Below are 25,333 nucleotides of genomic sequence, written 5' to 3'. Positions count from 1 at the left end.
TCATGCGCAGCCTGACCGGTATCATCGTTCTTCTTGTGGTTCTGCTACCACTGCCGCTGCTGGTGAAATCCGATTTCTGGATCACCTGGGCGACCATGGTGCTGTTCTATGCCTGGCTTGGGCAGGCCTGGAATCTGCTTGGCGGCTATGGTGGGCAGTTCTCTTTCGGCCATGCCTTGTTCTTCGGCACTGGCGCTTATTGCACGGCCGTGCTGCAGGTCCAGTTCGGTCTGAACGCCTGGGCCGGTTTCGTGCTGGCCGCCATTGCCGCCGGCCTTGTGGGCGCCGTCACCGGCTGGCTGGTGTTCCGTTATGGCTTGCGTGGATCGTATTTTGCGCTGGTCACGCTGGCCTTTGCCGAGGTCTTTCGCATCCTGGCCAATACTTTCGCCTTCACGGGCGCGGGCGTCGGCCTGCTGGTGCCGCTGAGGCCCGGTTTCGCGCAACTGCAATTCGAGGGCAAGGCCGGTTTCTTCTGGCTGCTGCTGGTCCTGGTCGGGATCGGCCTGCTGATCACTTGGTGGCTGGAGCACTCCCGTTTCGGCGCGCGTCTGATGGCCGTTCGCGAGAATGAGGATGCTGCCCGTGCGATTGGCGTGGACCCGTTCAGCACCAAACTGCTGGCGATCATGATTTCGGGTGCGATGGCCGGCATTGGCGGTGCGCTCTATGTGCAGCTGTTCCTCTATCTTGATCCGAATATCGCCTATGGCCCGGCCATGTCGGTGGAGGCCCTGCTGGTGCCGATCATTGGCGGCCTTGGCACCATCTTCGGACCCGTCCTAGGCGCCTTCGGCCTGCATGCGATTGCCGAAATCGGCCGGGTCGTCTTCGGCGATGCACCGGGCCTCAATCTGGTCGTCTATGGTGTGCTGCTGGTGCTGATGGTGCTGTTCCTGCCTAATGGCCTATTTGGCCTGGGCAGGATCAGCCTGCGCCGCCTGTTCAAGCGGGGAGGCGCCCATGCTTGAGATCAAAGGACTCTCCAAACGCTTCGGCGGCCTGGTTGCCACCAACAATGTCAGCTTTACCGTGCCAGCCGGATCGATCACCGCGCTGATCGGCCCGAATGGTGCAGGCAAGACGACGATCTTTGCCCAGATATCGGGTTTCCATTGCCCTGATGCGGGCGAGGTTAGTTTCGAGGGGCGGTCGCTGCTTGGGCTAGCGCCGGAGCGCATCTGTCGGATGGGCGTTACGCGCACCTTCCAGATCGTGCAACCCTTTGCTGGCCTGAATGTGAGGGAGAATATCGCCGTTGGCGCGCATTTGCACCGCGCCGATCGGCGCGAGGCCTTGAGTCATGCCGAACGGATTGCGCAGCAGGTCGGGTTGGCGGATCAGCTGGACAAGCCAGCGGCCGCACTTACCATAGCGGGCCGCAAGCGGCTGGAGCTGGCCAAGGCGCTGGCCACCGACCCGAAGCTGCTGCTGCTGGATGAAGTGATGGCGGGGCTCAATCCCGCAGAGATCGACGCCATTCTGCCGATCATCCGGCGCATCCGCGATGCTGGCGTGACGATCCTGATGATCGAACACGTGATGCGGGCTGTCATGAACCTGTCCGATCGGGCCCTGGTTCTGAATAACGGCGCGCTGATCGCCGAAGGATCGCCTGCGCAGGTTGCGGCCGATCCGAAGGTGGTCGAGGCCTATCTTGGTCACGGCGCGGCGGCGCGTATCGCCGCCCAGCAGGTGCAGGTGCGGCATGCTTGAAGTGACAGGCCTTCATGCGGGGTATGGTGAGGTGGATGTGCTGCGCGGCATCAACCTGTCGGTGCGGCGGGGCGAGATCGTCGCTTTGCTGGGCGCCAATGGTGTCGGAAAATCCACACTCAACAACAATCTCTCCGGCATCTGCCGTCCCAAGACCGGCAGCATCCGTTTTCTCGATCACGACATTGCCGGTGCGGCTTCGGACGATATCGTATCCGCCGGACTGATTCATGTTCCGGAGGGGCGACGCGTCTTTCCCAATCTCACGGTGCGTGAGAATCTTGAGTTGGGCAGCTATCGCCGTGGCAAGGCGCACCGGGCGGAGAATCTGGATAAGGCTTATGCGATCTTTCCGCGTCTGCGCGAGCGCATGGAGCAGGCGGCGGGAACGCTGTCGGGTGGCGAGCAACAGATGCTGGCCATCGGCCGCGGCCTGATGGCTGAACCGGAGCTGTTGATTCTCGACGAACCGTCCCTCGGTCTGTCGCCGCTGCTGGTGGAAGAGATGTTCGCGCTGATTCAACGCCTGAACAGCGAAGGCCTGACCATCTTGCTGGTCGAGCAGAATGTCGTGCAGTCGCTGGCTATCGCCCATCGTGGCTTTGTACTGGAGCATGGCGTGATTGCGCTCTCCGGGTCGGCGGCCGAACTGCTGAATGATACGAGGCTCAAGGCCTCGTATCTGGGGATATAGCCATGGCCATGACTCTTGCGGAAAAGCTGGTGGCGCGCGCTGCGGGGCTTGATGCCGTGAGGCCGGGCGAAGTCGTGACTGCACAGGTCGATCTCGCCATGATGCACGACTCTGGCGGACCGCGCCGGGTTGCACCGATGCTGGAGCGACTGCAAGCAAAGATCTGGAACCCGGACAAGGTGGTGGTGGTTTCTGATCACTACGTGCCTGCCGTGGACGCCGAAAGCGCCTCCATCCTGGACCGGACCCGCAAATGGGTGAAATCGGCAGGTGTGGCGAATTTCCATGACATGCAGGGGATCTGTCACGTGGTGCTGCCCGAGCGCGGCCATCTGAGGCCCGGCATGTTCGTGGTCGGCGGCGACAGCCACTCTCCCACGGGCGGTGCTTTTGGCGCCTACATGTTTGGTGTCGGCGCCACCGAGATGTGCGGCGTTCTGGTCACCGGTGAAATCTGGCTGCGTGTGCCGCAGACCATTCTGCTGCACTGGACCGGCAAGCTGTCGCGCGGCGTGGTGGCCAAGGACATGATCCTAGCCATGTGCGCCCGGCTCGGTATGGATGGCGGCCAGTATCAGGCCATTCAGTATGGCGGCGACACCATTGGTACGTTGGCGATGCAGGAGCGCATGACGCTCAGCAACATGTCTGCCGAACTGGGCGCGCAGGCCGGTCTGATCGCACCGGATATCGTCACGCGCGATTACCTAGTTAAGGTTGGTGTGCCAGCAGCCGGTATCGATCTGGCTCACTGGCAGACCGATACCGATGCTGTCGTGGCCGAACGGCATGATTTCGATGCGGCGACGCTCTCGCCGATGGTGGCTGCGCCACATAGCCCGGCCAATTCCGCGCCGGTCACCGATCATGGTGGCGTGATCATCGACCAGGCCTATATCGGTGCCTGCACAGGTGCCAAGATCAATGACTTGCGCATGGCGGCCGAGGTGTTGCGTGGCCGCAAGGTTGCCAATGGCACGCGACTGCTGATCGCGCCGGCTTCCACGCGGACCACAGCGGAAGCCGCGGCCGATGGTACGCTGGCTGTGCTGACCGAAGCAGGCGCCATTCTGCTGGCCACGGGCTGTGGCGCCTGCGCCGGCTATGGTGCCGGTGTGCTGGCGGAAAATGAGACCTGCATCGCGTCGACGGCCCGTAATTTCAAGGGCCGTATGGGCGCGTCGTCCTCTAAGGTCTATCTCGGCTCACCTTATACAGTGGCCGCCGCCGCTGTGGCCGGCAAAGTCATCGATCCGCGGGATCTGCTGTCATGAGCACCGGCATCATCACGGGACGGGTCTGGAAGTTTTCCGACAATATCGATACCGATGTTCTGGCGCCGGGCCTCTATATGAAAGGCTCGCTGCAGGAATTAGCGAAGCATTGCTTGGAATCCGTCGAGCCGCGTTTCGCCACCGAGGTGAAGCCGGGCGATATTGTCGTGGCGGGGAAGAATTTCGGCATGGGCTCGTCGCGCGAGCAAGCGGTGATGGCCTTGCGTGAACTCGGCATCGGCGCAGTGCTGGCGCAGTCCTTTGCCGGCATTTTCTACCGCAATGCCCTGAATCTCGGGCTGCTGGCGCTGGTCTGCCCAGATGTCGCCCACATTCGCCCGGATGCCCACCTGATCGTTAATGCGGCTGCGGCGCAGGCGCGGGATGCTGCTGGCGGTGGCGTGTTTGCCTGCGAGCCGCTGCCGCCGCATCTGCTGCAGATGGTGGAAGAGGGCGGCCTGCTGCCGCATCTGGAAAAAAAGCTTAACATGCAACGTGTAAAGGAGGCGCGCGCATGAGCAGTTTGCGCGAACGTCTGCAAAAGGGCGAGATCGTCGTCGCTCCTGGTGTCTATGACGGCTTGAGCGCCCTGGTGGCGAGTCAGGCCGGCTTCGAGGCGCTATATCTGTCCGGCGCCAGTATCGCCTATACGCGCTTCGGCCGTTCCGATATCGGCCTGGTCTCGATGACCGAGGTGGCTGATACGTTGGGGGCTATCTGCGAGCGGGTCGAGACACCGATCATGGTCGATGCCGATACCGGCTTCGGGAATGCGCTGAACGTGCAACGAACAGTGAAGCTGTTCGAACGCAATGGCGCATCGGCGATTCAGCTGGAAGATCAGGCCGCGCCGAAGCGCTGTGGCCATCTGGATGGCAAGATGCTGGTCTCGCCGGGTGAAATGGTCGGCAAGATCAAGGCTGCGCTGGACGCCCGCCGTTCGGATGACACCCTGATCGTGGCCCGCACAGATGCCATCGCGGTCGAAGGTTTCGCGCCTGCGATGGAACGTGCTGCCCGTTATATGGAGGCCGGCTGCGACATCCTCTTCGTCGAGGCGCCGCAAAGTGCCGACGAGATGCGCACCATCACCTCTCGATTTAGCAACCGCGTGCCTTTGATGGCCAATATGGTGGAAGGCGGTAAGACGCCGCTGCTCTCGGCGGCCGAACTGTCCGCGATCGGCTACCGTTTCGTTATTTTCCCCGGTGGCCTGACCCGGGCGCTGGCACATTGCATGACCAGCTACTTCGCTTCTCTGAAGCAGCATGGCACCACAGCACCGTTCCTGGACCGCATGCTGGATTTCACCGCACTGAACGCGTTGATCGGTACACCAGAGCTTCTGGCTCGGGGGCGTGCCTTCGACCCCTCCCGCTTTGATGGGGCAGACAATGATTGATCCGATCACCCTGGCCGTGCTGAAGGGCCGCCTCGAGCAGGTGGCTGACGAGATGGACGCTACGCTATTCCGCTCGGCCTTCAATCCGATCATCGCCGAGGCCCACGACGCCAGCCACGGCCTTTATCACGCTGTGACGGGTGAAACGCTGGTGCAGGGCAAGTCTGGTCTGCCGATCTTCGTTGGCGCTATGGCCTTCGCGGTCAAGGCCGTGATCGACAAGGCGGCAAAGGACGAGGCGCCCCTGCAGGACGGTGATGTCTATATCTTCAACGATCCCTATGACGGCGGCACGCATCTGAGCGATTTCAAGCTGGTGCGCCCCTTCTTCCGCGACGGAAAGATTTTCTGCTATCTCGCCTCGGTCGGGCACTGGCACGATGTCGGTGGCAATGTACCAGGCAACTACAATCCGGTAGCCACCGAATGCTTCCAGGAAGGCATGTTCATTCCACCGGTGAAGCTCTATGCCGCCGGACAGCTGCGACAGGATGTGGTCGATATTTTGCGCGCCAATACACGCCTGCCGGATAGCCTCTATGGCGACATGAACGGGCAGGTGAATGCACTCGATCTCGGCGTTCGCCGTCTGCATGCGCTGTTGGATGAATATGGCGACGCCACGGTGTCGGAGGCGCTGGCCGAGCTGAAGCGTCGCGCGGCCCTGCAATTCCGCAGCTTGATCGGCGAATTGCCAGATGGCCGCTACGCCGCCGAGGATTTTCTCGACAATGACGGTATCCGCGATGTCGCGCTGCGGATCGGTCTTGAGGTGGTGATCGAGGGTGAGACGTTGACGCTCGATTTCTCGCGGACGTCGGATGCCTGCGCCGGACCGGTGAATATCGCGCGCTCGACGGCGATTGCCGCCTGTTATGTGGGGATCAAGCATATCTTTCCCGACGTGCCGGCCAATTCCGGCGTGCTGGAGCCGGTGAAATTCATCATTCCCGATACCAGCCTGATCAGCGTGCGGGCGCCCAAGCCGGTCGGCGGCTACACCGAAACCATCCTGCGCGTCATCGACGTGATCTTTGCTGCCTTTGCCCAGATCGCGCCCGAACGCGTGAACGGTTGCGCCTATGGCACCATCAATGCCTTGTCGCTGGCCGGGTATCGCAAGGACGGCCGACGCTGGGTGATGTTCAGCTTCTTCGGCGGCGGCCATGGCGGCCATCCGCAGGGCGACGGCCTTAACCATGGTAATGCGCCGATTTCCATGGCGACGATTCCGCCGCTGGAAATCCTGGAAGCGGCCTATCCGGTGATGTTCACCGAATGGAGCCTGCGTCCCGACAGCGGCGGTGCAGGCCGGCATCGCGGTGGCCTTGGTGCTGTCTATGAAATTGAGCTGCTGGAAAAGGAAGCGGACTTGTTCCTGTTCGGTGAGCGCGGCAAATACGCGCCGGCTGGCGTGCTGGGCGGGCAGGCGGCCCTGCCGAACCGCTTCTTCTATCCCAAGGACGGCAAACAGGTCGAGCCGCCCATGGTGTCCAAGCTGCATGACGCCACACTGAAGAAGGGCGAGCGCATCCGGCTCGAAACGCCGGGCGGTGGTGGATATGGCCTTGCCGCAGAGCGCAATGAGGCTGCGGTCGCGGAAGACCTGCGACTGGGCTATGTCACCGAAGCCGGCGTCGCCCGTGACTACACAAAACCCGCCGCCATGAAGCGGGTGTCCTGACAACCGGGGGAAGCGTCGCGGAGGGTTCATGCGGATATTCATGCAAGCGCTGATGGTCCTAGGTCTGATCCTGCTGCCGGCAGCAGCGCAGGCGCAGGCCTGGCCGAACAGGCCGATCAAGCTGGTGGTGCCATATCCGCCGGGCGGCACGACCGATATCGTCGCGCGCCTCGTCGCGCCGAAGATCGCTGAAATTCTGGGTCAGGCGGTGATCGTCGATAACAAGGCGGGCGCAGGCGGCACCATTGGTGCGGATTCTGTCGCCAAATCACCGGCCGATGGCTACACGTTGCTGCTCGGCACACCGCCCGATCAGGTTACCGGTCAGTTTCTGACTAAACAGCTGGCCTATGACCCTGCGCGCGACTTTGCACCGATTTCGCTGCTGGTGCGCGGCGCCAATGTCTTTGTTGTGCATCCTGGGGTTCCGGCCAGAACCCTGACCGAGTTCATGGCGTTGGCCAGACAGCAGCCCGGCAAGCTGAACTTTGCCTCCGCGGGTAAAGGCAATACCAGTCATCTCTCGGGGGAGCTGTTCAAGGCGCAGGCCAGCATCGACATTACCCATGTGCCCTATCGCGGCAATGCGCCGGCCGCGCAGGATCTGCTGGCCGGCCATGTGCAAGCGCTATTCGAGGCGCCGGCGGCTTCCCTTGGCAATATCCGTGATGGCCGGGTGCGGCCGCTGGCTGTGACCTCCGATCATCGCCTGAAGGCTCTGCCGGATGTGCCGACCTTCATCGAGGCCGGTGTAAAGGGCATGGAGGTCTACACCTGGTTTAGTCTGTTGGCGCCGGCAAAGACGCCGCCGCAGATCGTGGCGCAAATCAACGCGGCCGCCGAAAAGGCGCTGGCCGATGCCGATATGCGCAACCGGCTGGAAGACATGAGTTTCGAAGTTGTCGGCGGCAAGCCGGATGTCTTTGCGCGCTTTCTGGTTGCTGAACGCGTGAAATGGGAGAAAGTGATTAAAGATGCCAATATCACCGCAGACTGAATCGGGCCGCCTGGCTGTGGGCGTCGATGTCGGTGGCACGTTCACGGACGTCTTCTTCCTGGACGAAGCCAGGGGCAGCATCGATATCGCCAAGGTACCATCCACGCGCGGTGATCAGGCGACCGGTTTCATCGAGGGACTGCGGTCGAAGACGACCCCGAAGCAGATTGCAACCGTGGTGCATGGCACGACGGTGGGCACGAATGCGCTGCTCGAGCGCAAGGGGGCGCGGACCGGCATCATCACCACCAAGGGCTTCCGTGATGTGCTGGAGATGCGCCGCCGCGATCGGCCGACCACCTGGGGGCTCTGGGGCCAGTTTGTGCCGGTAGTGCCGCGCGACCTGCGCCTGGAGGTGGGTGAGCGCGTGCTGGCCGATGGCAGCATCCGGCAGGCGGTCGATCCCGCGGATGTGAAGGCGCAGGCCAAAGAGCTGCTTGCACGCGGCGCCGAGGCCGTCGCGATCGTCTTCGTTAATGCCTATGCCAATAGCGAGAACGAGCGTGTGGCGCTGGCGGCACTGAAAGAGGTCTGGCCGAACGCCTATGTCACGGCGTCCTCCGATATTCTGCCCGAGATCAGGGAATTCGAGCGAACCTCCACGGCGGCGCTGAATGCCTATCTGCAGCCGCCAGTCGGCAGCTATCTACGGAAGCTGGAAGATCGCCTGCGGGGCGATGGATTCGACGGCCAGTTGCTGATCGTACAGTCGAATGGCGGTGTGATGAGTGTCGACAGTGCCGCCAACCGCCCGGTGCGCACGGCGCTGTCGGGGCCGGCGGCGGGGGTGATCGCCTGCCAGCATATCGCCGTCGCTGCCGGCTATCCCAATGTCGTGACCTGCGACATGGGCGGTACCAGCTTTGACGTGTCCCTGATTGCCGGCGGCGAGCCGGCCATGAGCGCGCAGACCGCCATCGATTTTGGCATGGTGGTGCGCGCACCCATGATCGAGATCACCACGATTGGCGCCGGCGGCGGTTCGATCGCCTGGATCGACCGCGGGGGCATCCTGCAGATCGGTCCCGAAAGCGCGGGATCGGATCCTGGTCCAGTGGCCTATGGGCTGGGCAACGACCGGCCCACAGTGACGGATGCCAATGTTGTGATGGGACGCATCGATGCCGAACGCCCGATCGGCGGCAAGTTGAAACGACTGGATGTCGAGGCCGCGAAGGCCGCCATTGAAAAGCACATCGCCATGCCGCTCGGGCTGGACGTGATGGCTGCGGCCGAGGCGATCATCCGTGTGGCCAATTCACGCATGGCCGGCGCCATTCGCCTGGTGTCCATCGAACGTGGTCATAACCCGCGCGATTTTGCCGCTATGCCGTTTGGCGGCGGCGGCGCGCTGCATGTCGGTGCGCTGATCAAGGAAGTGGGGCTTGCGTCAGCGCTGGTGCCGCGTTATCCCGGCGTCACCTCGGCGCTGGGTTGCGTGATCGCCGATATGCGGCATGATTTCGTCCGCACCGTGAACCGCACGCTGGACGATCTTGATACCTGCGTGCTGGATGCGGCGATTGCCGAGGCGACCGGCGAGGGCGCGCGGCTGCTGGATACGGCTGGCATTGCCTTCGAGGGCCGCGACATCGTGGTCGAGCTCGACATGTCCTATCTCGGCCAGACCCATACCGTGGCCGTGCCGTTAAGTGGTGACTTCGCCCATGCGGTTAAGCTCAGCCGTGATGCAATAAAGACGGCCTTTGAAGCGGCATATGCCGCCGCCTTCGGTCGTGTGCTGGATAATATCGGTATTCGCGTTCTGAACCTGCGCGTGGCGGTGATTGGCCGGCGTCGCAAGTTCGATCTTGCCCTGCTGGCGCCGCCAAAGGGCGGTTCCGTCGAGGCGGCCAAGCGCACCACCCGCAAGATATGGCTGGATGGTGCCTGGCATGAGGCTGGCATCTATCGTCGCCTGGAATTGCCGCTTGGCGCTGTGGTGCCGGGCCCGGCCATTCTGGAGCAGTCTGACACCACGATCCTGATCGAGGCAGATCTGATGGGCGAGGTCGACAAATATGGCAACCTGATCGTGAAGCGGAAGGCGGCATGAGCGAAACGCCTCTGGATCTGAAGGCTACGGCGCTGCTGATCGTCGATCTGCAGAACGACTTTCTGCACGCCAATGGTGCCTATGCGCGCGGGAAGGCCATTCTGCCAGACGCGGCGCAACTGATCGCCAATATGAAGGCTGTGGCCGATGCCATGCGTGTGGCCGGCGGGTTGATTATCTCGACCCAGTTCACGCTGGTGCCGGGGCGCGGTGGGGAACCTTTGATTTCGCCGCATCTGCAGCGGCTGCGGCCGTTCCTCCGCAAGGGCGATTTCCAGCCCGGTGCCTGGGGGCACAACCTGATCGACGAGCTGGCGCCCGCGGATTTCGTCATCGAGAAGGTGGCCTATTCGGCTTTCTATATGACGCGGCTGGAGTTTGTGTTGAAAAAGGCTGGTATCGACACCCTTCTGGTTGGCGGAATTGTGACGAATGGCGGCGTCGCCAGCACCGTGCGGGATGCGCATGTGCGCGATATCCATGCGATGCTGCTGACCGATGGCTGCGCGGCCTTTTCGAAGGAAGCGCATGATGCCAGCGTGGCCTCGCTGGGAACGGTGGCGCCAAGACTCACCTGCGCGGAAGCGGTGGCGAGGGTCAAGGCCGTGTCATGACGGTGCGGCAGGCATCAGGTGTGACGTTTCCGTTCACTGTGCCGGTGCTGGTGATCGGCGCCGGTGCCTGCGGTTTGACAGCGGCCCTGGCCGCACATGATGCCGGCGCCGAGGTTCTGGTGCTTGAACGCGATCACTCGCCCAGCGGTTCGACCGCCATGTCGTCTGGCATGATCCCGGCCGCCGGCACGCGCCTACAGGCCCAGCGCAACGTGCCGGATACCGTGGCTGCCATGACGGCCGATATCCAGAAGAAGGCCCATGGCGAGAATGACCCAGTCATGGTTGAAGCGATTTGTGCAGCCTCTGGGCCGACGATCGACTGGCTGGTCGATCGTCATCAGGTGTTACTGACGCTGGTCGAAGGTTTTCTCTATCCCGGCCATAGTTTCACACGCATGCATGCGCCGGCCTCGCGTAGCGGTGCTGATCTGATCGGGGGCCTGCTGGCGGCGGTCCAGACCGCCGGCATTGATATTGTCTGCAGTGCCGCAGTGACGGCTCTGTATGCCGACGATGATGGTCGGGTGCGCGGTGTTGCTTTTGCAAGGCCGGATGGGGCTGTCGAAACGGTTGGTTGCAATACGCTAGTGCTTGCCTGTTCCGGTTTCGGCGGCAATGCAGAGCTGCTGCGTCGCCATATCCCTGAAATTGCCACCGCGCAGTATTACGGCCATGCCGGCAACCGCGGCGATGCTTTGCTGTGGGGCGAACAACTGGGTGCGGCGACCCGACATCTTGGCGCCTATCAGGGGCACGGTTCGCTGGCGATGCCGCATGCCATTCTCATTACCTGGGCACTGATGATGGAAGGCGGTATTCAGGTGAATGCCGAGGGGCGACGATTCTCTTGTGAACATGACGGCTATTCAGAGCAGGCGATGCGGGTGATTGCGCAACCGGGCGGGATTGCCTGGAACATCTATGATGCACGCCTGCACAAACTGGGGCAGGATTTCGAAGATTATCGCGATGCCGTAAACGGCGGCGCAGTGAAGCGGGCCGATGATATTGCCGGCCTTGCGGCAGTCTGCGGCCTGCCGGCCGATGCCTTGGCGAAGACACTCGCGGAAACGCAGGCGCTGGCACAAGGCCAGGGCATGGATGAATTCGGCCGTGATTTCACGGCCAGGCCGGGCCTCGCTGCGCCATTCTATGCCGTGAAGGTGACAGGCGCGCTGTTCCATACCCAGGGCGGGCTGGCTGTCGATACCAGCGCGCGTGTGCTGCGATCGGATGGCACTGCCCTGCCTAATCTCTTCGCTGGCGGCGGGGCGGCCTGTGGCGTTTCTGGTCGCAGCCGTGACGGCTATCTCTCAGGTAACGGGCTTCTGTCTGCCGTCGTGCTGGGTGCGAAAGCCGGCGCTTCGGCGGCCGCGCTGTCGCAGCGTGACGCCAGCGGCGGTTGGTAAGATCGATTAATTGGGAAGTTCTGGCGGAGAGGGTGGGATTCGAACCCACGGTACGCTTGCACGCACAACGGTTTTCGAGACCGTCCCGATCGACCACTCTGGCACCTCTCCGCGAGGGACCGGCTGAGGTGCAAACCATTGCCGGGGGTCGAAAACGGCGCGGACGATAACCGATGCAGGCCGCCCCCGCAAGGCCCCGAGGCGGGGCGGAACATAATGATCTCTCAATGGCTTAAGACCTGTCATCGGGTTTGATCTTGTCATCCCGTCGAGGCTGGCGGAGACTGGCCTTCCAACAGCGTAAAGCGGTCCCCGGCCGCAGTCCCAATCCCGACACCGTGCAGAAGGAAGTTTGAGACGAAGTCCTGAAAAATAGCCCCAGACGGGCATCAGCTGAGGAGGAAACCAGCATGACGGTAGCGCATATCCTCAAGGACAAGTCGGGCGGCGTGATCCATGCCCGCCCTGACGACACCATCGAATCGATCTGCCAGATGCTGGCGGACAAGGGCATCGGCGCAGTGCTGGTCCTTCGGCCCGATGGGAGCATTGCCGGCATTCTGTCCGAACGTGACATCGTACGCGGCCTGGCCATGATCGGGACCGATCTCCTGCAGCAAAGCGCTGACAGCATCATGACCCGCAATGTCATGATCTGCTCCAGCCGGGATACCATCGAGGATGTCATGCACCTGATGACCAAGCGGCGCATCCGACATCTGCCCGTGGTCGACGGCGGCCGGCTGGCCGGTATGATCTCGATCGGCGACGTGGTGAAGCGGCGGATTGCCGATACCCAGATGGAAGCCGAAGCCCTGCGCCAATACATCGCCACAGGCTGAACTCTGCCTTATATAGGGAGCCATGACCCGTCAGCTTGCCGAATTCCTTGTCGCCCCCAACCCGCAGAACGCTGCCCTGACCGAGACGGTGCAGGGCATTGATCATGAGGGCCGGTCTGTCGAGACCAAGGTGCCGGTCGAGCGCCCGCTCACCCTGTATCTGAACGGCCAGGAGATCGTCACCATGATGACGATCGGCGACTATCCCGAGTATCTGGCGCTGGGTTACCTGGCTAACCAGCGCATGTTGCTGCCGGAAGATGAGGTCACCGAAATCAATCTGGAACCGGAAATCGAAACCATCGTGGTGCGCACTGCCCGCCGCACCGATTACGAGGAACGGCTTAAAAAGAAGATCCAGACCTCGGGCTGCGCCATGGGCACGGTCTTCGGCAACATGATGGACGCCATCGAAACCATTACGCTGGACCCGAAGGCCGAGCTGCGCACGTCGTGGATCTATGCCCTCTCCAAAAAGATCAATCTCGCACCGTCGCTTTATTTGGAGGCCGGCGCCATTCATGGCTGCGTGCTCTGTGAGGAAGACCGGCCGCTGATCTATATGGAAGACGTCGGCCGCCATAATGCTATCGATAAGATAGCCGGCTACATGCGCGTGCATGGTATCTCACCGGCTGGCAAGACCATGTACACCACCGGCCGCCTGACGTCTGAGATGGTGATTAAGACCGCACAGATGAATATTCCGATCCTGATCAGCCGGTCTGGTTTCACGGCTTGGGGCGTGCAGCTGGCGCGCCAGATCGGCATGACGCTGATCGGCCGCGCCAAGGGCAAGCGCTTCATCGCACTGGCGGGCGCGGAACGGTTGCGTTTCGACGCTGATCCAGCAGCTGTCGGGGATGAATCTTCCCGTTCGCAGCGCAAGGGCGGCCGCGACGACGAGGCCGCATAATGGGCGGGATGCTGGGCGTTGTTCTGGCTGGCGGTCTCGCCCGCCGGATGGGTGGCGGCGATAAAAGCCTGCAGCCGCTCGCCGGCCGCCCGGTCCTATCGCATATCCTGGATCGCCTGACGCCGCAGGTGGATGGCGTGATTCTCAATGCCAATGGCGACCCGGGGCGATTTTCTGCCTTCAGCCTGCCGGTTGCGGGTGATGCCGTCGAAGGTTTTGTTGGCCCGCTGGCCGGCGTGCTGGCGGGACTGGCCTGGGCGCGGGAGAATCGCACCGACATAACCGATATCGTCACGGTGCCGGGCGACGGCCCTTTTCTACCGCGCGATTTGGTGGCGCGCATGGCGGCGGCCCGCGATCAAGACGCTGCCGACCTGGCCTGCGCGGTGTCCGATGGCCAGCCCTATCCAGTGATCGGCTTGTGGCCGGTCCGTCTCTTCGATGACCTCCGGCATGCCGTGGTGGAGGAGGATATTCGGAAAGTTGACCGCTGGACCGCACGTCATCGGCTGGTGCAGGTTGATTTTCCCATGCAAACCGTCGATCCCTTCTTCAATGCCAACACGCCGGAAGATCTGGCGGAAGCCGAACGGCTACTTGTGAAACTGGGAGACGCTGCATGACGCCGGCTGACTGGCCGAATGTCCCGCCGGGCTACACGCTGCGGCTTTGCGCTGCCGATGCCTTCGCCACGGCCTGCAAGGCCGGCGAGGATGGCGCAGAGGATGGCCTACTGCTCTGGATCAACCGTACAGACCGCTGTGAGGCCGCCCTGCTGCTGCGGCCGCTCGACCCGATCCAGCCGGCACTGACGTTATCCTATGTCGGGTTACTTGGTTTGCATGATGGACTGGCTGGTGTCGTGCCGGCGGAAACCCCGGCCAGCATCGCCTGGCCCGACCGGCTGCTGGTCAATGAGGCCTGCGTCGGCGGTATCCGTGTGGCGCATGGCCCGCTGGTGGAAAAGCAGGGCATGGCCGATGTGCCGGACTGGCTGGTTATCGGCTTAACTGTGCAGATGGCGCCGCTGGGCGAGAATGACGACACGCCAGGTGTCGAGCTGGAATACACCAACCTGCATGAAGAAGGTTGCGGCGAGGTCAGCGTACCGAAGCTGCTCGAATCCTTCAGCAGACATGCTCTGCACTGGCTGGATCGCTGGCAGGAAGACGGTTTCGAGCCGGTGCGCCGTGCTTTTCTGCATGATCTGAATGACAAGGCGCTGAAGATCGAGGCCAATGGCGATGCCTGGCATGAGGATGGCACGGCGAAAGCCTGGCATGCCCTACGCGATGCCTTGCGACAGCCCAGCTGGCGCCTGCCGGAACCGGTGGGACAGCCGTCATGAAGCTGCTGCGCTGCATCCGGTTTGATGAGTCCGACACCCGCGTCTTTGCCGCTGCGGCGGAACCGGGCGAATGGGCCGTGCCGGGTACTTTCGTTTTCGCCGATGTTGATCCGCAGGGCTTGAGCCGTCAGGAGCGCCAGGCCTTCGCCAACGGTTTCCTTGGCCTGGGCAGTTTTGGCTGGTCAACCCTGGTCACCATCGCAACCATTGATGCGGACGAGTATGCGGCCGTGATTGACGCGTTGGCGCAGCACCTGCTGGAGGAATATGGAGCGCCGGACATCACGGAGGCGCGGGCTGCTGCGAAGGAGGAGGTTGATTATGCAGCCTCCTTGGCCGAGCATCCGATCAATACTCTGCTCAGTCTCAGCCGCTTCATGGACGGCGATGCCATCCGCGAACAGTTCCGCATCGTGCCGCCGCCGGGCGACAAGCCGCATACGAAAATCTGGGAGATTGCCCCCGATGCCTGATTTCTGGATCAGCAGTGGCTACGACCTGCTGGATCGCACCGGCACTGGCCGGCTGGGCATCGGCGAAGATTTCATCCGCGCCTATATGAGCCGCCCGGAAATGTCGCCGCCCGACGAGGCCTGCGACGCTGAACGCGCCCTGCATGCCAGCCTGCTGCAGCAGCCGCTGCGGACCGTTTCAGGCGCGGATCTTTCGGCGCTGGCCGATGCGGATGCACAGCAGAATTATGAAATCTTCCTGCGCTTCCGCGATCACATGGTCAGAAGCGGCAGCATAGAGGCTGCCTATATGGGCCTGTTCCGGAAGGGCGCGCCGGCTGTGCCGGTCATGTTCATGGATCACCTGGCTGCAGCAATCCTGCGCGATCTGCTGGATGGCAGCGAAGATGCTTTTCGTGCCCGGGCGGCTGAACTGTTCTTTCGTGCGCAGAAAGTAACGATCCGCGACGGGGCAATTCTGCTGGCGGATGAGGAAACTGTCGAGATGCTGGCGGCCAAGGACAGTTTCGGCGCCCTCGGCGCCCTGGTCGCTCAGTCAGGCACGGCACTGCGCAGCATCGACATGGATATCCTGACCCGCGAGAACGCGTCGGATTACTGGGCGCGCAGTGACCGTCATGATTTCGTGTTGGACTTCAGCTTCACTCGACCGGGCCATGATGCCTTTGCCCGGGTGATCGAGCTTTGGGTCGAGCGTCTGACCGGCGCAGCCGTGCAGGTGGTGCCGGTGCAGACGATCCGCGACGAACGGTGGGTCTGGCATATCGGCCTGGATACGACCGCCAGCACCATTATGAATGCCCTCTATGAAGGGCAGGCCGTCGATGACGACCATCTGCGCCAGATCCTGGCGCTGTTCCGCCTGGAATTCCGCGATCCCTCGCTGATGCTGCCCCGAGTGGCCGGTCGCCCGGTCTATCTGGGCGTGGCCGTGGATCATCACGGCAAACTGCGACTGAAGCCGCACAATCTTGTGGTAAACTTGCCGCTCAACACGGGAAGCTGAACCATGACCGGTAATGTCAGGCCGCCGGAAACCGAAACCCGCCAGATCGGGGTTATTCTCGAACGCCGCAAGCTGGATAACCCCTGGATCGACCATAGCTGGCGACCAGTGCAGGTGCTGGACGGCGTGCCGGGGTCGGAGCCGTGGACGAAGCTGGCTGAAGGCGATGGCTGGGAGCGGTTCTACGCCGGCTCCGCGGAGTTGGTGCTCTATCGCCATGAATCTGAGACCTATGCCTACAATATCGAAAGCGCGCAGCCATCGGTGTGGGTATTCCTGCGCAGTAGCGCGACAGCGCCCGGTGTAGAGTTGCATGGCGCTTCGGTCGATCCGGGCGAGGCGCATGCCCATAACGACACTGGCGACGACATTGTCGATTTCGTCGCGATGCCCGAGGCGATCCTGGATTGGGTCACCGATTATGTCAGCCGCCATCCACCGACCAAGGAACACTACAAACGCAAGCGAGATCGGGCCGATCCCGAGGCGCTGGCGCGCCGGCCGTATCTCTATGAGTCTGATCCGCTGCGGCAGGTCCCCGAAGATGAGTAAGCCGAACAAGCCTGCGCCCAATGACGACGCGGATGGCGATGCCGAACAGGGCTTCCTGTCGCGCTGGTCGCGCCGCAAGGCGGAGGCACGGGAACTGCCGCCGACCGAACCTCCGGTCGTCGAGGGCGAGGCCGAAGGCGAGGTCTTCGATCCGGCCACGTTACCGTCGATCGACAGCCTGACCGCGGACAGCGATTTCAGCCTGTTCCTGAAAAAAGGCGTGCCCCCGGGCCTGCGTGCGGCAGCGCTGCGCAAGCTGTGGCTGATCGAACCGAGCGTGGTGAACTACCAGCCGCTGGTCGAATACAACTGGGATTTCACCGCACCGGGCTATGGCGATCTGCTGCCGACAGACGATGTGGCCAAGCTGCTGCAGACGGTTTTCCAGGGCAGTCAGAAAATGGTTCAGCCGGAGGAGGTGCCGCCGGCTGAAGTGTCCGTTGCAGAAGAACAACCGGCACAACTGCCTGCGCCCGAAGAACAGCCCGTCGAGACGCCGGTCGCGACCGCGCCGCCTGTCGAGGAAGAAACGCCGGTGGTGTCTGCGCCGCCGCGCCGCCGTCATGGCGGCGCATTGCCGAGCTGATTACAGCGTATCCTGATCCTTTGCGCCCAGTTTGCGCAGAAGATCGGGCCGGTCACGTAGCCAGGCTTCCAGCGGTTCCATGGCGCGGAACAGCAGCGGATTGATGGTGATCGACAGGAAGGCGCCAGCCAGGATCAGGTCACGGCCTTCTGGGGGCAGCAGGCCGAACGATACGCCCAATCCAGCCAGGATGAAGGAAAATTCGCCGATCTGCGCCAGACTGCCAGCCACGGTCAGTGCCGTGGTCAGCGGCCGGCGGAAGGCCAGCACGATCAGGAAGGCCGCTACTGATTTTCCGAACACGATGATCAGCACCGTGGCAAGCAGCGCCAGCGGCGCTTCGAAGATGATATGCGGGTCGAACAGCATGCCGATCGCGACAAAGAACAGCACCGCGAAGGCGTCCTGGAATGGCAGCGATCGCTGGGCCGCATCATGGCTCAGTTCAGATTCGTTCATGATCACACCGGCGAAGAACGCGCCCAGCGCGAAGGAAACATCGAACAGCAGGGCCGCTCCGAAGGCGATGCCTAGCGCACAGGCGAGGACGGCCAGGGTAAACAGCTCGCGCGAACCGGTGGCCGCCACATGCTGCAGCAGCCAGGGAATGACGCGCTTGCCAACCACCAGGGCGAGGGCGGCAAACAGCGCGACCTTCACGCCAGTCATCAGCAGGGTCAGGGCAAGATTGTCGCCACTACTGCTTGGCCGGCCACCCAGTACGTCGGCCAGCGGCGGCAGCAGGAGGAGGGCGACGATCATGAAGATGTCTTCGACCAGCAGCCATCCCACGGCGATGCGGCCGTGATCGCTATCGACGTCATTGCGCGCTTGCAGGGCGCGCAGCAGTACCACGGTGCTGGCAACCGATAGGGCGAGGCCGAAGACCAGGCCACCGCCGAAGCCCCAGCCGAAGACCTGCGCCACCAGCAAACCCAGCACGGTGGCGACCAGGATTTGAGCAAGCGCACCCGGGATGGCGATCCAGCGCACCCGCATCAGGTCACTGGGCGAGAAATGCAACCCGACGCCGAACATCAGCAGGATGACACCGATTTCGGCCAACTGCTGCGCCAGGACGGTGTCGGCGACATAGCCGGGCGTATACGGCCCGACAGCGATGCCAGCGAGCAGGTAGCCGACCAGCGGCGACAGCCGGAATTTCTGGGCGATCATGCCGAAGGCGAAGGCGATCACGAAAGCCAATGCCAGCATTGTGATCAACGGAGTGTCATGCGGCATGACGCGGCTTTCCTCACTGGGACTGAAACAGGCAATGAACTCTTGTGCGTGGAATAGGTTGGCGCACGGTTAATAGCTGCAAAATAAGCATAAAATTTACATAACCGTCCTGCTATTGAGAGGCGGTCTCAAAATTTCGCACATGCAATAAAACATTATATATTTCAGTGCTTTATCCCGATTGCTATTGGCGGCCAACAAATCATTTTGTAGGTTGACCATAGGGGAAGAGGATTCGTGACCGAAGCACTGACGAAAGCCATCGCCATCGTCGGCGGCCAGACCCAGCTGGCGCGATTGCTGGGTGTTAAGCAGGCCAATATCTGGCACTGGCTGAACAAGGCTGCGCATGTGCCGGGCGAATTCGTGCTCGCCATCGAAAAGGCCACCGGCGGCGAAGTCACGCGCCACCACCTTCGCCCCGATCTCTATCCCGATGCAAAAGCTGTCGATGCCACGCCGGTCATCCCGGAAGAGGATTCATGGCGCGCGCAGATTTATACGCTGCTGGGCCGCTGCCTGGCGCGCCGTCCCGATACAGCGCTGCTGACCGCTCTGGCCCAACTCAAGGGTGACGATACCGCAATGGGCGTTGCGTTGGCCCTGCTGGCCGAGCGGGCCCGCACTACTTCGCTGGAACGTGCCCAGGAAGAATACGACACGCTCTTCGTCGGCCTGCCACGCGGGGAACTGGTGCCGTATGCCTCGTTCTACCGCACCGGCTTCCTCTACGAACGCCCGCTGGCCAAGCTGCGCGGCGATATGGAACGGCTGGGCTATGCCCGCGCCGACAATGTCGCTGAACCCGAAGACCACATGGGCGCGCTCTGCGAACTCATGGCTATGCTGATCCAGGGCGGCGAAGGCCGCGGCCCGGCCGAGCTCAGCACCCAGGAGCGCCTGTTCCGGCAGCATCTGGCACCGTGGGGCGAACGCTTCTTCACCGATCTTGAGCAGGCGCCCAGCGCCCGGCTCTACCAGCCGCTCGGCAATGCCGGTCGGCTGTTCATGTCCATTGAAACCCAGGCCTTTGCCCTCGCCGCGTGAGCGGCAGGCCTGAAATGTCGTTACGGAGGATCAGTCCATGAGCAAGACCGACAAGACACAGCAGATGGATCGCCGAAGCTTCCTGCGCAGCGCGGGTGCGGGCGCTGGTGTTGCCGCTGCCGCTGCGGTGACCACGGTTGTCGCCACCAAGGCTGAAGCTGCTCCGGAGAATGCCGAGACGCGCAAGAAGCAGCGCTACAAGGAAACCGAGCACGTGAAGCGCTACTACGACAGCAACCGGCTCTGAGTCCGGCGACCAGCACGATTTAGACGGAGACGCCCCCATGTTGATCAAGAAGAGCTCCACCGCCGGCGCCGCCCCCCGGGCAAAGCTGTCCGGCATTCTCGCCGGCGCAGCCCTGCAGACCTTGGATCGCCGCGGCTTCCTGAAGGCCTCGGGCCTCGCCGCCGGCGGTCTGGCTGCCGTGTCGGCGCTGTCGCCCGCGATGGTCAAGCAGGCCAAGGCCATGCCTTCGGCCACGGGCGGCAATATCGTCCGCAAGAAAAACATCTGCACCCATTGCTCGGTCGGCTGCACCGTCACGGCGGAAGTCGAGAACGGCGTGTGGGTCGGCCAGGAGCCGAGCTGGGACAGCCCGATCAACCTGGGCACCCATTGTGCCAAGGGTGCCGCGATCCGCGAGCTGACCCATGGCGATCGCCGCCTGAAATATCCAATGAAGCTGGTCGATGGGAAGTGGACGCGCATCAGCTGGGATGTCGCGATCAACGAGATCGGCGACAAGCTGATGGAAATTCGCCAGAAGTCGGGCCCTGAGTCGGTCTACTGGCTCGGCTCCGCCAAGTTCTCCAATGAAGGCGGCTACTTGTTCCGCAAGTTCGCCGCCTTCTGGGGCACCAACAACATCGACCACCAGGCGCGTATCTGTCATTCGACCACCGTTGCCGGCGTAGCCAACACCTGGGGCTACGGCGCGATGACCAACTCCTATAATGACATCCACAATTCCAAGTGCATCGTCATCATGGGCGGTAATCCGGCCGAAGCGCATCCGGTGTCGCTGCAGCACGTGTTGCGCGGCAAGGAACGCAACCGCGCCCCGCTGGTGGTGATTGATCCTCGCTTCACCCGCACGGCGGCCCATGCGACCGAGTACATGCGCATCCGTCCCGGCACCGATATCCCCACCATCTACGGTCTGCTCTGGCACATCTTCGAGAACGGCTGGGAAGACAAGGAATACATCCGCCAGCGTGTCTACGGCATGGACGACATCCGTGCCGAAGTCGCCAAGTGGACTCCGGACGAAGTCGAGAAGGTGACCGGCGTTCCGGGTGAGCAGATGAAGCGCGTCGCCGAACTGATGGCGAAGAACCGTCCGGGCACCCTGATCTGGTGCATGGGCGTGACCCAGCACACGGTCGGCACCGCCAACGTGCGTGCGCTGTCCATCCTGCAGCTGGCACTGGGCAATATCGGCGTTGAAGGCGGCGGCGCCAACATCTTCCGCGGCCATTGCAACGTGCAAGGCTGCACCGACCTCGGCCTCGATGTCACCACGCTGCCGGCCTATTACGGTCTGGTGGAAGGCGCCTGGAAGCATTGGTGTCGCGTCTGGGATGTCGACTACAACTGGATGCTCGGTCGCTTCCAGGACAAGAAGATGATGGAGACCAAGGGCATTCCGTCGACCCGCTGGTTCGACGCCGTGCTGGTCGACAAGAAGGATCTTGAGCAGCAGGACAATCTGAAGGCGATGTTCTTCTGGGGCCATGGTGGCAACACTGTGCCGCGCATGCCCGAGATGCGCACCGGCATGGAGAAGGTCGAGCTGATGGTGGTGGTCGATCCGCATCCGACCACGGCTGCGGCGCTGCCCGATCGCAAGAATGGCACCTACCTGCTGCCGGCCTGCACCCAGTTGGAGACCCGTGGTTCGCGTACTGCGTCGAACCGGTCGCTGCAGTGGGGCGAGCAGATCGTGCCGCCGGTCTTCGAGTCCAAGCCTGATCATTGGATTCTGTACAAACTGGCCAAGAAGCTCGGCTTTGAGCAGGAGATGTTCAAGAAGATCAAGATCGACGATGGCGACGAGCCGAACGTCGAGGACATCACCCGCGAGTTCAATCTGGGCACCGTGTCGATCGGCTATTCGGGCCAGTCGCCGGAACGCTTGAAGGAACACATGGCCAATCAGGGCGATTTCGACGTGATCTCGCTGCGCGCCACCAAGGGGCCGCTCAAGGGCGAGTTCTACGGTCTGCCCTGGCCGTGCTGGGGCACGCCCGAGATGAAACATCCGGGTACCCATGTGCTCTACAACACCGGGCTGCCGGTCAAGGATGGCGGTGGCGCCTTCCGTGCCCGTTTCGGTGTCGAACGCAATGGCGTCTCGCTGCTGGCTGACGGCTCGTTCCCCAAGGATTCTGAAATCCAGGACGGTCATCCCGAGTTCACCTACGGCCTGCTCAAGAAGATGGGCTGGGACAAGGAACTGACCGAGACCGAGCGCACCACGATCGAGAAGATCGGCGGCAACAATCCCGATGCGGTCGGCTGGGCGATTGACTATAGCTGCGGCATTATCCGCGTCTGCATGGCTCATGGCGTGCAGGCGATGGGCAATGCCAAGGCGCGTGCCAATGCCTTCGGTCTGCCGGACCCGATCCCGGTGCATCGCGAACCGATCTACACCTCGCGTCGCGATCTGGTCGCCAAGTACCCGGCCATGGCCGACCGTCGCGACTATCGTCTGCCGCATCTGGGCAAGAGCGTGCAGGACAAGGATGTCACCAAGGACTTCCCGATGATCCTGACCTCGGGTCGCCTCGTGGAATACGAGGGCGGCGGCGAGGAAACCCGTTCGAACAAGTGGCTCGCCGAGCTGCAGCAGAACATGTTCGTCGAGATCAACCCGGAAGACGCCACCCGCCTGGGCATCAAGGAAGGCCAGAATGTCTGGGTCTATGGCCCCGAGGCCAATGCCAAGGCCAAGGTCAAGGCGATGGTCACGCCGCGTGTCGGCAAAGGCGTGGTCTTCCTGCCGTTCCACTTCTCCGGCTTCTGGCAGGGTGTGGACCAGCGCAAGAACTACCCGCCGGGCGCCGACCCGATCGTACTGGGTGAGTCCGTCAATGGCGTGACCACCTACGGCTACGATCCAGTCACCCACATGCATGAGAACAAGGCCACGCTCTGCCGCATCGAAGCGGCCTGAGCGACGGTTAAGGAGAACACACCATGGCCCGCATGAAATTCCTCTGCGACTCCGAGCGCTGCATCGAGTGCAACGCCTGCGTCACTGCCTGTAAGAACGAAAACGAAGTTCCTTGGGGCATCAATCGCCGCCGCGTTGTCACCCTGAACGATGGCGCCAAGGGCGAGCGTTCGATCTCTATGGCCTGCATGCATTGCGAAGATGCGCCCTGCATGGCCGTTTGCCCGGTCGATTGCTTCTATAAGACCGATGAAGGCGTGGTCCTGCATTCCAAGGACCTCTGCATCGGCTGCGGCTACTGCTTCTATGCCTGCCCGTTTGGCGCGCCGCAGTACCCGCAGGTTGGCAACTTCGGCAGCCGCGGCAAGATGGACAAGTGCACCTTCTGCGCTGGTGGCCCGGAAGCGGACAACACCAAGGAAGAGTACGCCAAGTACGGTGCTAACCGCCTGTCGGAAGGCAAACTGCCGATGTGCGCCGAAATGTGCTCGACCAAGGCGCTGCTCGCTGGCGATGGCGATGTGATCGCCCAGATTTACAAGGAACGTGTGACCCGTCGCGGGTACGGTTCCGGTGCCTGGGGCTGGTCGACCGCCTACAAGACCGGCACTTCGGCCTGATCGCGTCAGATAGGAGAAACAAGATGCGCATTTTGCATTCCAAGCGCACCCTCTGGGCGGCCCTGGCTTTCGGCCTCATGCTCGCCTTTGCCGCGCCGGTATCGGCACAACAGGGTGCGGCTCCGGCCGATGATGCGCTGCTGATGCAGCAGCTGAAGGGCCCGGTGGCCGGCCGCGTGTCGATCCCAGACGCGAAGTCCGGCGTGCTGATCCAGCCCGAAGGTCGCGACTGGCGTCAGGCCTCGCAAGGGCCGGTTAAGTCGATCGGCGGCTGGCTTCTGGCAATCACCGTGATCGTGTTGGCGGCTTTCCTCGCCATCCGTGGCCGTATCAAGATCGAGCACGGCATGTCGGGCCGCACAGTCGAGCGTTTCTCGGCGGTCGAGCGTTTCGCGCATTGGCTGACGGCGATCTGCTTCATCATTCTGGGCCTGAGCGGTCTCAACCTGTCGTTTGGCCGCAGCCTGCTGCTGCCGGTGATCGGACCAGAGGCCTTCACCAATCTCTCAGCCTTCGGCAAGCTGGCGCATAACTTCCTCAGCTTCCCGTTCGTGCTCGGTGTCTTCCTGATGGCGGTGATGTGGATTCGCCACAATATCTTCAATGCCATCGACATGGAGTGGTTCCGCCAGGGCGGTGGCGTGCTGAAAAAAGGCATGCATCCGCCAGCCGGCAAATTCAATGGCGGTCAGAAGGTGCTGTTCTGGCTGGTCGTTCTGGGTTCGGCGGCGCTGGCGGTCAGCGGCTATATCCTGATGTTCCCCTTCTACATCACCGATATCGGCGGAATGCAGATCGCGCAGCTCGTGCATGCCATTGCTGGCATCCTCATGGTTGCGGTTATTCTGGGGCACATCTATATCGGCACCGTCGGTATGGAAGGCGCTTTTGATGCCATGGGCAGCGGTCAGGTGGATACCAACTGGGCCAAGGAGCATCACAGCCTCTGGGCCAAGGAAGTGGCGGCACAGCCGCGTGTCGGCGGCGACGACTGATCGCCGGCTTATCCGGATATAAAAGGGCGGTGGATTTCCACCGCCCTTTTTCTTTGCATATGCGCGACGCTGATTCAGCCGAGATTCTTCTCGGCGAAGTCCCAGTTCAGCAGCTTGTCGATCGCAGCATTCAGATGGTCGGGTCGGCGGTTCTGGTAATCCAGATAATAGGCATGCTCCCACACATCGAGTGTAAGGAGCGGCGTCACGCCGTTCATGGTCAGCGGGTTCTCGGCATTGCCGGTCTTCTTGAACACCAGCTTTCCACCTTCCAGGCATAGCCAGGCCCAGCCTGAGCCAAATTGCGTCACGCCGGTATTGGCGAATTCGCTTTTGAATTTGTCATAATCACCGAAGCTGTCCTTGATCATGTCTGCGATGCGACCCGATGGCTTGCCACCACCTTTGGGTGCCAGGCTGTCCCAATAGAAGTCATGGTTCCAGACCTGGGCGGCGTTGTTGAAGATCGTAGCCTTGTCTGCTTTGCCATGCGTTGCCTTGATGATCTCGACCAGGCTCTTGTCCTTTAGCGGATCATCGGCGACCAGTTTGTTCAAGGTGTTGAGATAGGTCGTGTGGTGCTTGCCATAATGGAAGCCGATGGTCTCCGCGTTGATCACCGGTGCCAGGGCGTCTTCGGCATAGGGGAGGGGTTTCATGGTAAAGGGGGCACCCATC

General features: G+C 62.2%; 26 protein-coding genes and 1 tRNA gene. 24 read left to right on the top strand and 3 right to left on the bottom strand.

Annotated features, from left to right (window positions below; genetic code table 11):
* Positions 1 to 2: 2 nt before the first annotated feature.
* The 11 genes from AC1RRT_RS03115 to AC1RRT_RS03065 are packed head-to-tail and all read left to right on the top strand — an operon-like array spanning position 3 to position 11,849.
* On the top strand, positions 3 to 971 hold the full coding sequence (locus AC1RRT_RS03115) for a branched-chain amino acid ABC transporter permease (RefSeq protein WP_493012242.1): 969 nt from the start codon (positions 3 to 5) through the stop codon (positions 969 to 971).
* Positions 964 to 1,716, top strand: a complete 753-nt coding sequence (locus AC1RRT_RS03110; protein ID WP_493012241.1) for an ABC transporter ATP-binding protein — start codon at positions 964 to 966, stop codon at positions 1,714 to 1,716. Before AC1RRT_RS03115 ends, AC1RRT_RS03110 begins: the two co-directional genes overlap by 8 nt.
* The gene (locus AC1RRT_RS03105) at positions 1,709 to 2,410 is read left to right on the top strand and encodes an ABC transporter ATP-binding protein (RefSeq protein ID WP_493012240.1); all 702 of its coding nucleotides are present in this window, start codon (positions 1,709 to 1,711) and stop codon (positions 2,408 to 2,410) included. The genes AC1RRT_RS03110 and AC1RRT_RS03105 overlap by 8 nt, the downstream gene beginning before the upstream one ends.
* Before the next feature lie 2 nt (positions 2,411 to 2,412).
* Positions 2,413 to 3,684 carry a 3-isopropylmalate dehydratase large subunit gene (locus AC1RRT_RS03100; RefSeq protein WP_493012239.1) on the top strand — a complete coding sequence of 424 codons (1,272 nt, stop codon included), beginning with the start codon at positions 2,413 to 2,415 and terminating at the stop codon, positions 3,682 to 3,684.
* Positions 3,681 to 4,202, top strand: a complete 522-nt coding sequence (locus AC1RRT_RS03095) for a LeuD/DmdB family oxidoreductase small subunit (protein ID WP_493012238.1) — start codon at positions 3,681 to 3,683, stop codon at positions 4,200 to 4,202. The genes AC1RRT_RS03100 and AC1RRT_RS03095 overlap by 4 nt, the downstream gene beginning before the upstream one ends.
* A complete protein-coding gene (locus AC1RRT_RS03090) occupies positions 4,199 to 5,086 on the top strand; it encodes an isocitrate lyase/PEP mutase family protein (protein WP_493012237.1) in 888 nt (295 codons plus the stop codon). The genes AC1RRT_RS03095 and AC1RRT_RS03090 overlap by 4 nt, the downstream gene beginning before the upstream one ends.
* Complete coding sequence (locus tag AC1RRT_RS03085; protein ID WP_493012236.1) at positions 5,079 to 6,770, top strand: hydantoinase B/oxoprolinase family protein; 1,692 nt, start codon at positions 5,079 to 5,081, stop codon at positions 6,768 to 6,770. The genes AC1RRT_RS03090 and AC1RRT_RS03085 overlap by 8 nt, the downstream gene beginning before the upstream one ends.
* Before the next feature lie 28 nt (positions 6,771 to 6,798).
* A complete protein-coding gene (locus tag AC1RRT_RS03080; RefSeq protein ID WP_493012235.1) occupies positions 6,799 to 7,767 on the top strand; it encodes a Bug family tripartite tricarboxylate transporter substrate binding protein in 969 nt (322 codons plus the stop codon).
* Positions 7,745 to 9,823 (top strand): hydantoinase/oxoprolinase family protein, encoded by a 2,079-nt coding sequence (locus tag AC1RRT_RS03075; protein ID WP_493012234.1) that lies wholly within the window; start codon positions 7,745 to 7,747, stop codon positions 9,821 to 9,823. The genes AC1RRT_RS03080 and AC1RRT_RS03075 overlap by 23 nt, the downstream gene beginning before the upstream one ends.
* Positions 9,820 to 10,437 (top strand): cysteine hydrolase family protein, encoded by a 618-nt coding sequence (locus AC1RRT_RS03070; RefSeq protein WP_493012233.1) that lies wholly within the window; start codon positions 9,820 to 9,822, stop codon positions 10,435 to 10,437. The genes AC1RRT_RS03075 and AC1RRT_RS03070 overlap by 4 nt, the downstream gene beginning before the upstream one ends.
* A gap of 20 nt (positions 10,438 to 10,457) precedes the next feature.
* The gene (locus AC1RRT_RS03065) at positions 10,458 to 11,849 is read left to right on the top strand and encodes an FAD-dependent oxidoreductase (protein ID WP_493012232.1); all 1,392 of its coding nucleotides are present in this window, start codon (positions 10,458 to 10,460) and stop codon (positions 11,847 to 11,849) included.
* A 21-nt stretch (positions 11,850 to 11,870) separates the two neighbouring features.
* On the opposite strand, the gene AC1RRT_RS03060 is transcribed toward AC1RRT_RS03065, so the two are convergent.
* Positions 11,871 to 11,960: transfer RNA gene (locus AC1RRT_RS03060), tRNA-Ser, on the bottom strand.
* A 299-nt stretch (positions 11,961 to 12,259) separates the two neighbouring features.
* On the opposite strand from AC1RRT_RS03060, the gene AC1RRT_RS03055 reads away from it, so the two are divergent.
* Genes AC1RRT_RS03055 through AC1RRT_RS03020 form a run of 8 tightly spaced genes read left to right on the top strand, consistent with a single transcriptional unit; the run spans position 12,260 to position 17,572 of the window.
* Positions 12,260 to 12,691 carry a CBS domain-containing protein gene (locus AC1RRT_RS03055; RefSeq protein ID WP_493012231.1) on the top strand — a complete coding sequence of 144 codons (432 nt, stop codon included), beginning with the start codon at positions 12,260 to 12,262 and terminating at the stop codon, positions 12,689 to 12,691.
* Positions 12,692 to 12,713: 22 nt separating this feature from the next.
* Complete coding sequence (locus AC1RRT_RS03050; protein ID WP_493012230.1) at positions 12,714 to 13,607, top strand: formate dehydrogenase accessory sulfurtransferase FdhD; 894 nt, start codon at positions 12,714 to 12,716, stop codon at positions 13,605 to 13,607.
* Positions 13,607 to 14,230 carry a molybdenum cofactor guanylyltransferase MobA gene (gene mobA, locus AC1RRT_RS03045; RefSeq protein ID WP_493012229.1) on the top strand — a complete coding sequence of 208 codons (624 nt, stop codon included), beginning with the start codon at positions 13,607 to 13,609 and terminating at the stop codon, positions 14,228 to 14,230. The genes AC1RRT_RS03050 and mobA overlap by 1 nt, the downstream gene beginning before the upstream one ends.
* Positions 14,227 to 14,955 (top strand): biotin/lipoate--protein ligase family protein, encoded by a 729-nt coding sequence (locus tag AC1RRT_RS03040; RefSeq protein WP_493012228.1) that lies wholly within the window; start codon positions 14,227 to 14,229, stop codon positions 14,953 to 14,955. The genes mobA and AC1RRT_RS03040 overlap by 4 nt, the downstream gene beginning before the upstream one ends.
* On the top strand, positions 14,952 to 15,428 hold the full coding sequence (locus AC1RRT_RS03035) for a DUF6505 family protein (protein ID WP_493012227.1): 477 nt from the start codon (positions 14,952 to 14,954) through the stop codon (positions 15,426 to 15,428). Before AC1RRT_RS03040 ends, AC1RRT_RS03035 begins: the two co-directional genes overlap by 4 nt.
* Positions 15,421 to 16,434 carry a DUF6352 family protein gene (locus tag AC1RRT_RS03030; protein WP_493012226.1) on the top strand — a complete coding sequence of 338 codons (1,014 nt, stop codon included), beginning with the start codon at positions 15,421 to 15,423 and terminating at the stop codon, positions 16,432 to 16,434. Before AC1RRT_RS03035 ends, AC1RRT_RS03030 begins: the two co-directional genes overlap by 8 nt.
* Before the next feature lie 3 nt (positions 16,435 to 16,437).
* Complete coding sequence (locus tag AC1RRT_RS03025) at positions 16,438 to 16,986, top strand: DUF3305 domain-containing protein (RefSeq protein ID WP_493012225.1); 549 nt, start codon at positions 16,438 to 16,440, stop codon at positions 16,984 to 16,986.
* Positions 16,979 to 17,572, top strand: a complete 594-nt coding sequence (locus tag AC1RRT_RS03020) for a DUF3306 domain-containing protein (RefSeq protein WP_493012224.1) — start codon at positions 16,979 to 16,981, stop codon at positions 17,570 to 17,572. The genes AC1RRT_RS03025 and AC1RRT_RS03020 overlap by 8 nt, the downstream gene beginning before the upstream one ends.
* Here the strand turns inward: AC1RRT_RS03020 and AC1RRT_RS03015 are convergent, their stop codons facing one another.
* Positions 17,573 to 18,814 carry a cation:proton antiporter domain-containing protein gene (locus AC1RRT_RS03015; protein ID WP_493012223.1) on the bottom strand — a complete coding sequence of 414 codons (1,242 nt, stop codon included), beginning with the start codon at positions 18,812 to 18,814 and terminating at the stop codon, positions 17,573 to 17,575. It lies immediately after the preceding gene.
* Positions 18,815 to 19,051: 237 nt separating this feature from the next.
* Between AC1RRT_RS03015 and AC1RRT_RS03010 the strand changes: the two genes are divergently transcribed.
* Genes AC1RRT_RS03010 through AC1RRT_RS02990 form a run of 5 tightly spaced genes read left to right on the top strand, consistent with a single transcriptional unit; the run spans position 19,052 to position 24,655 of the window.
* The gene (locus AC1RRT_RS03010; RefSeq protein WP_493012222.1) at positions 19,052 to 19,861 is read left to right on the top strand and encodes a molecular chaperone TorD family protein; all 810 of its coding nucleotides are present in this window, start codon (positions 19,052 to 19,054) and stop codon (positions 19,859 to 19,861) included.
* 37 nt (positions 19,862 to 19,898) lie between these two features.
* Entirely contained in the window at positions 19,899 to 20,108 is a 210-nt protein-coding gene (locus tag AC1RRT_RS03005) for a twin-arginine translocation signal domain-containing protein (RefSeq protein WP_493012221.1), read from the top strand.
* A 37-nt stretch (positions 20,109 to 20,145) separates the two neighbouring features.
* Positions 20,146 to 23,040 (top strand): formate dehydrogenase subunit alpha, encoded by a 2,895-nt coding sequence (locus tag AC1RRT_RS03000; RefSeq protein WP_493012220.1) that lies wholly within the window; start codon positions 20,146 to 20,148, stop codon positions 23,038 to 23,040.
* Positions 23,041 to 23,063: 23 nt separating this feature from the next.
* Positions 23,064 to 23,660, top strand: coding sequence for a formate dehydrogenase FDH3 subunit beta (gene fdh3B, locus AC1RRT_RS02995; RefSeq protein WP_493012218.1), 597 nt, complete (start codon positions 23,064 to 23,066; stop codon positions 23,658 to 23,660).
* Between the two features lie 23 nt (positions 23,661 to 23,683).
* Complete coding sequence (locus tag AC1RRT_RS02990; protein WP_493012217.1) at positions 23,684 to 24,655, top strand: formate dehydrogenase subunit gamma; 972 nt, start codon at positions 23,684 to 23,686, stop codon at positions 24,653 to 24,655.
* A gap of 74 nt (positions 24,656 to 24,729) precedes the next feature.
* On the opposite strand, the gene AC1RRT_RS02985 is transcribed toward AC1RRT_RS02990, so the two are convergent.
* Entirely contained in the window at positions 24,730 to 25,314 is a 585-nt protein-coding gene (locus AC1RRT_RS02985; RefSeq protein WP_493012216.1) for a superoxide dismutase, read from the bottom strand.
* Positions 25,315 to 25,333 lie beyond the last annotated feature (19 nt).

The organism is Ferrovibrio sp. GW821-FHT12B10, from assembly GCF_058807515.1.
The sequence above is the reverse complement of the archived record's forward strand: the minus strand, read 5'-3'. Positions and strand labels throughout refer to the sequence as shown.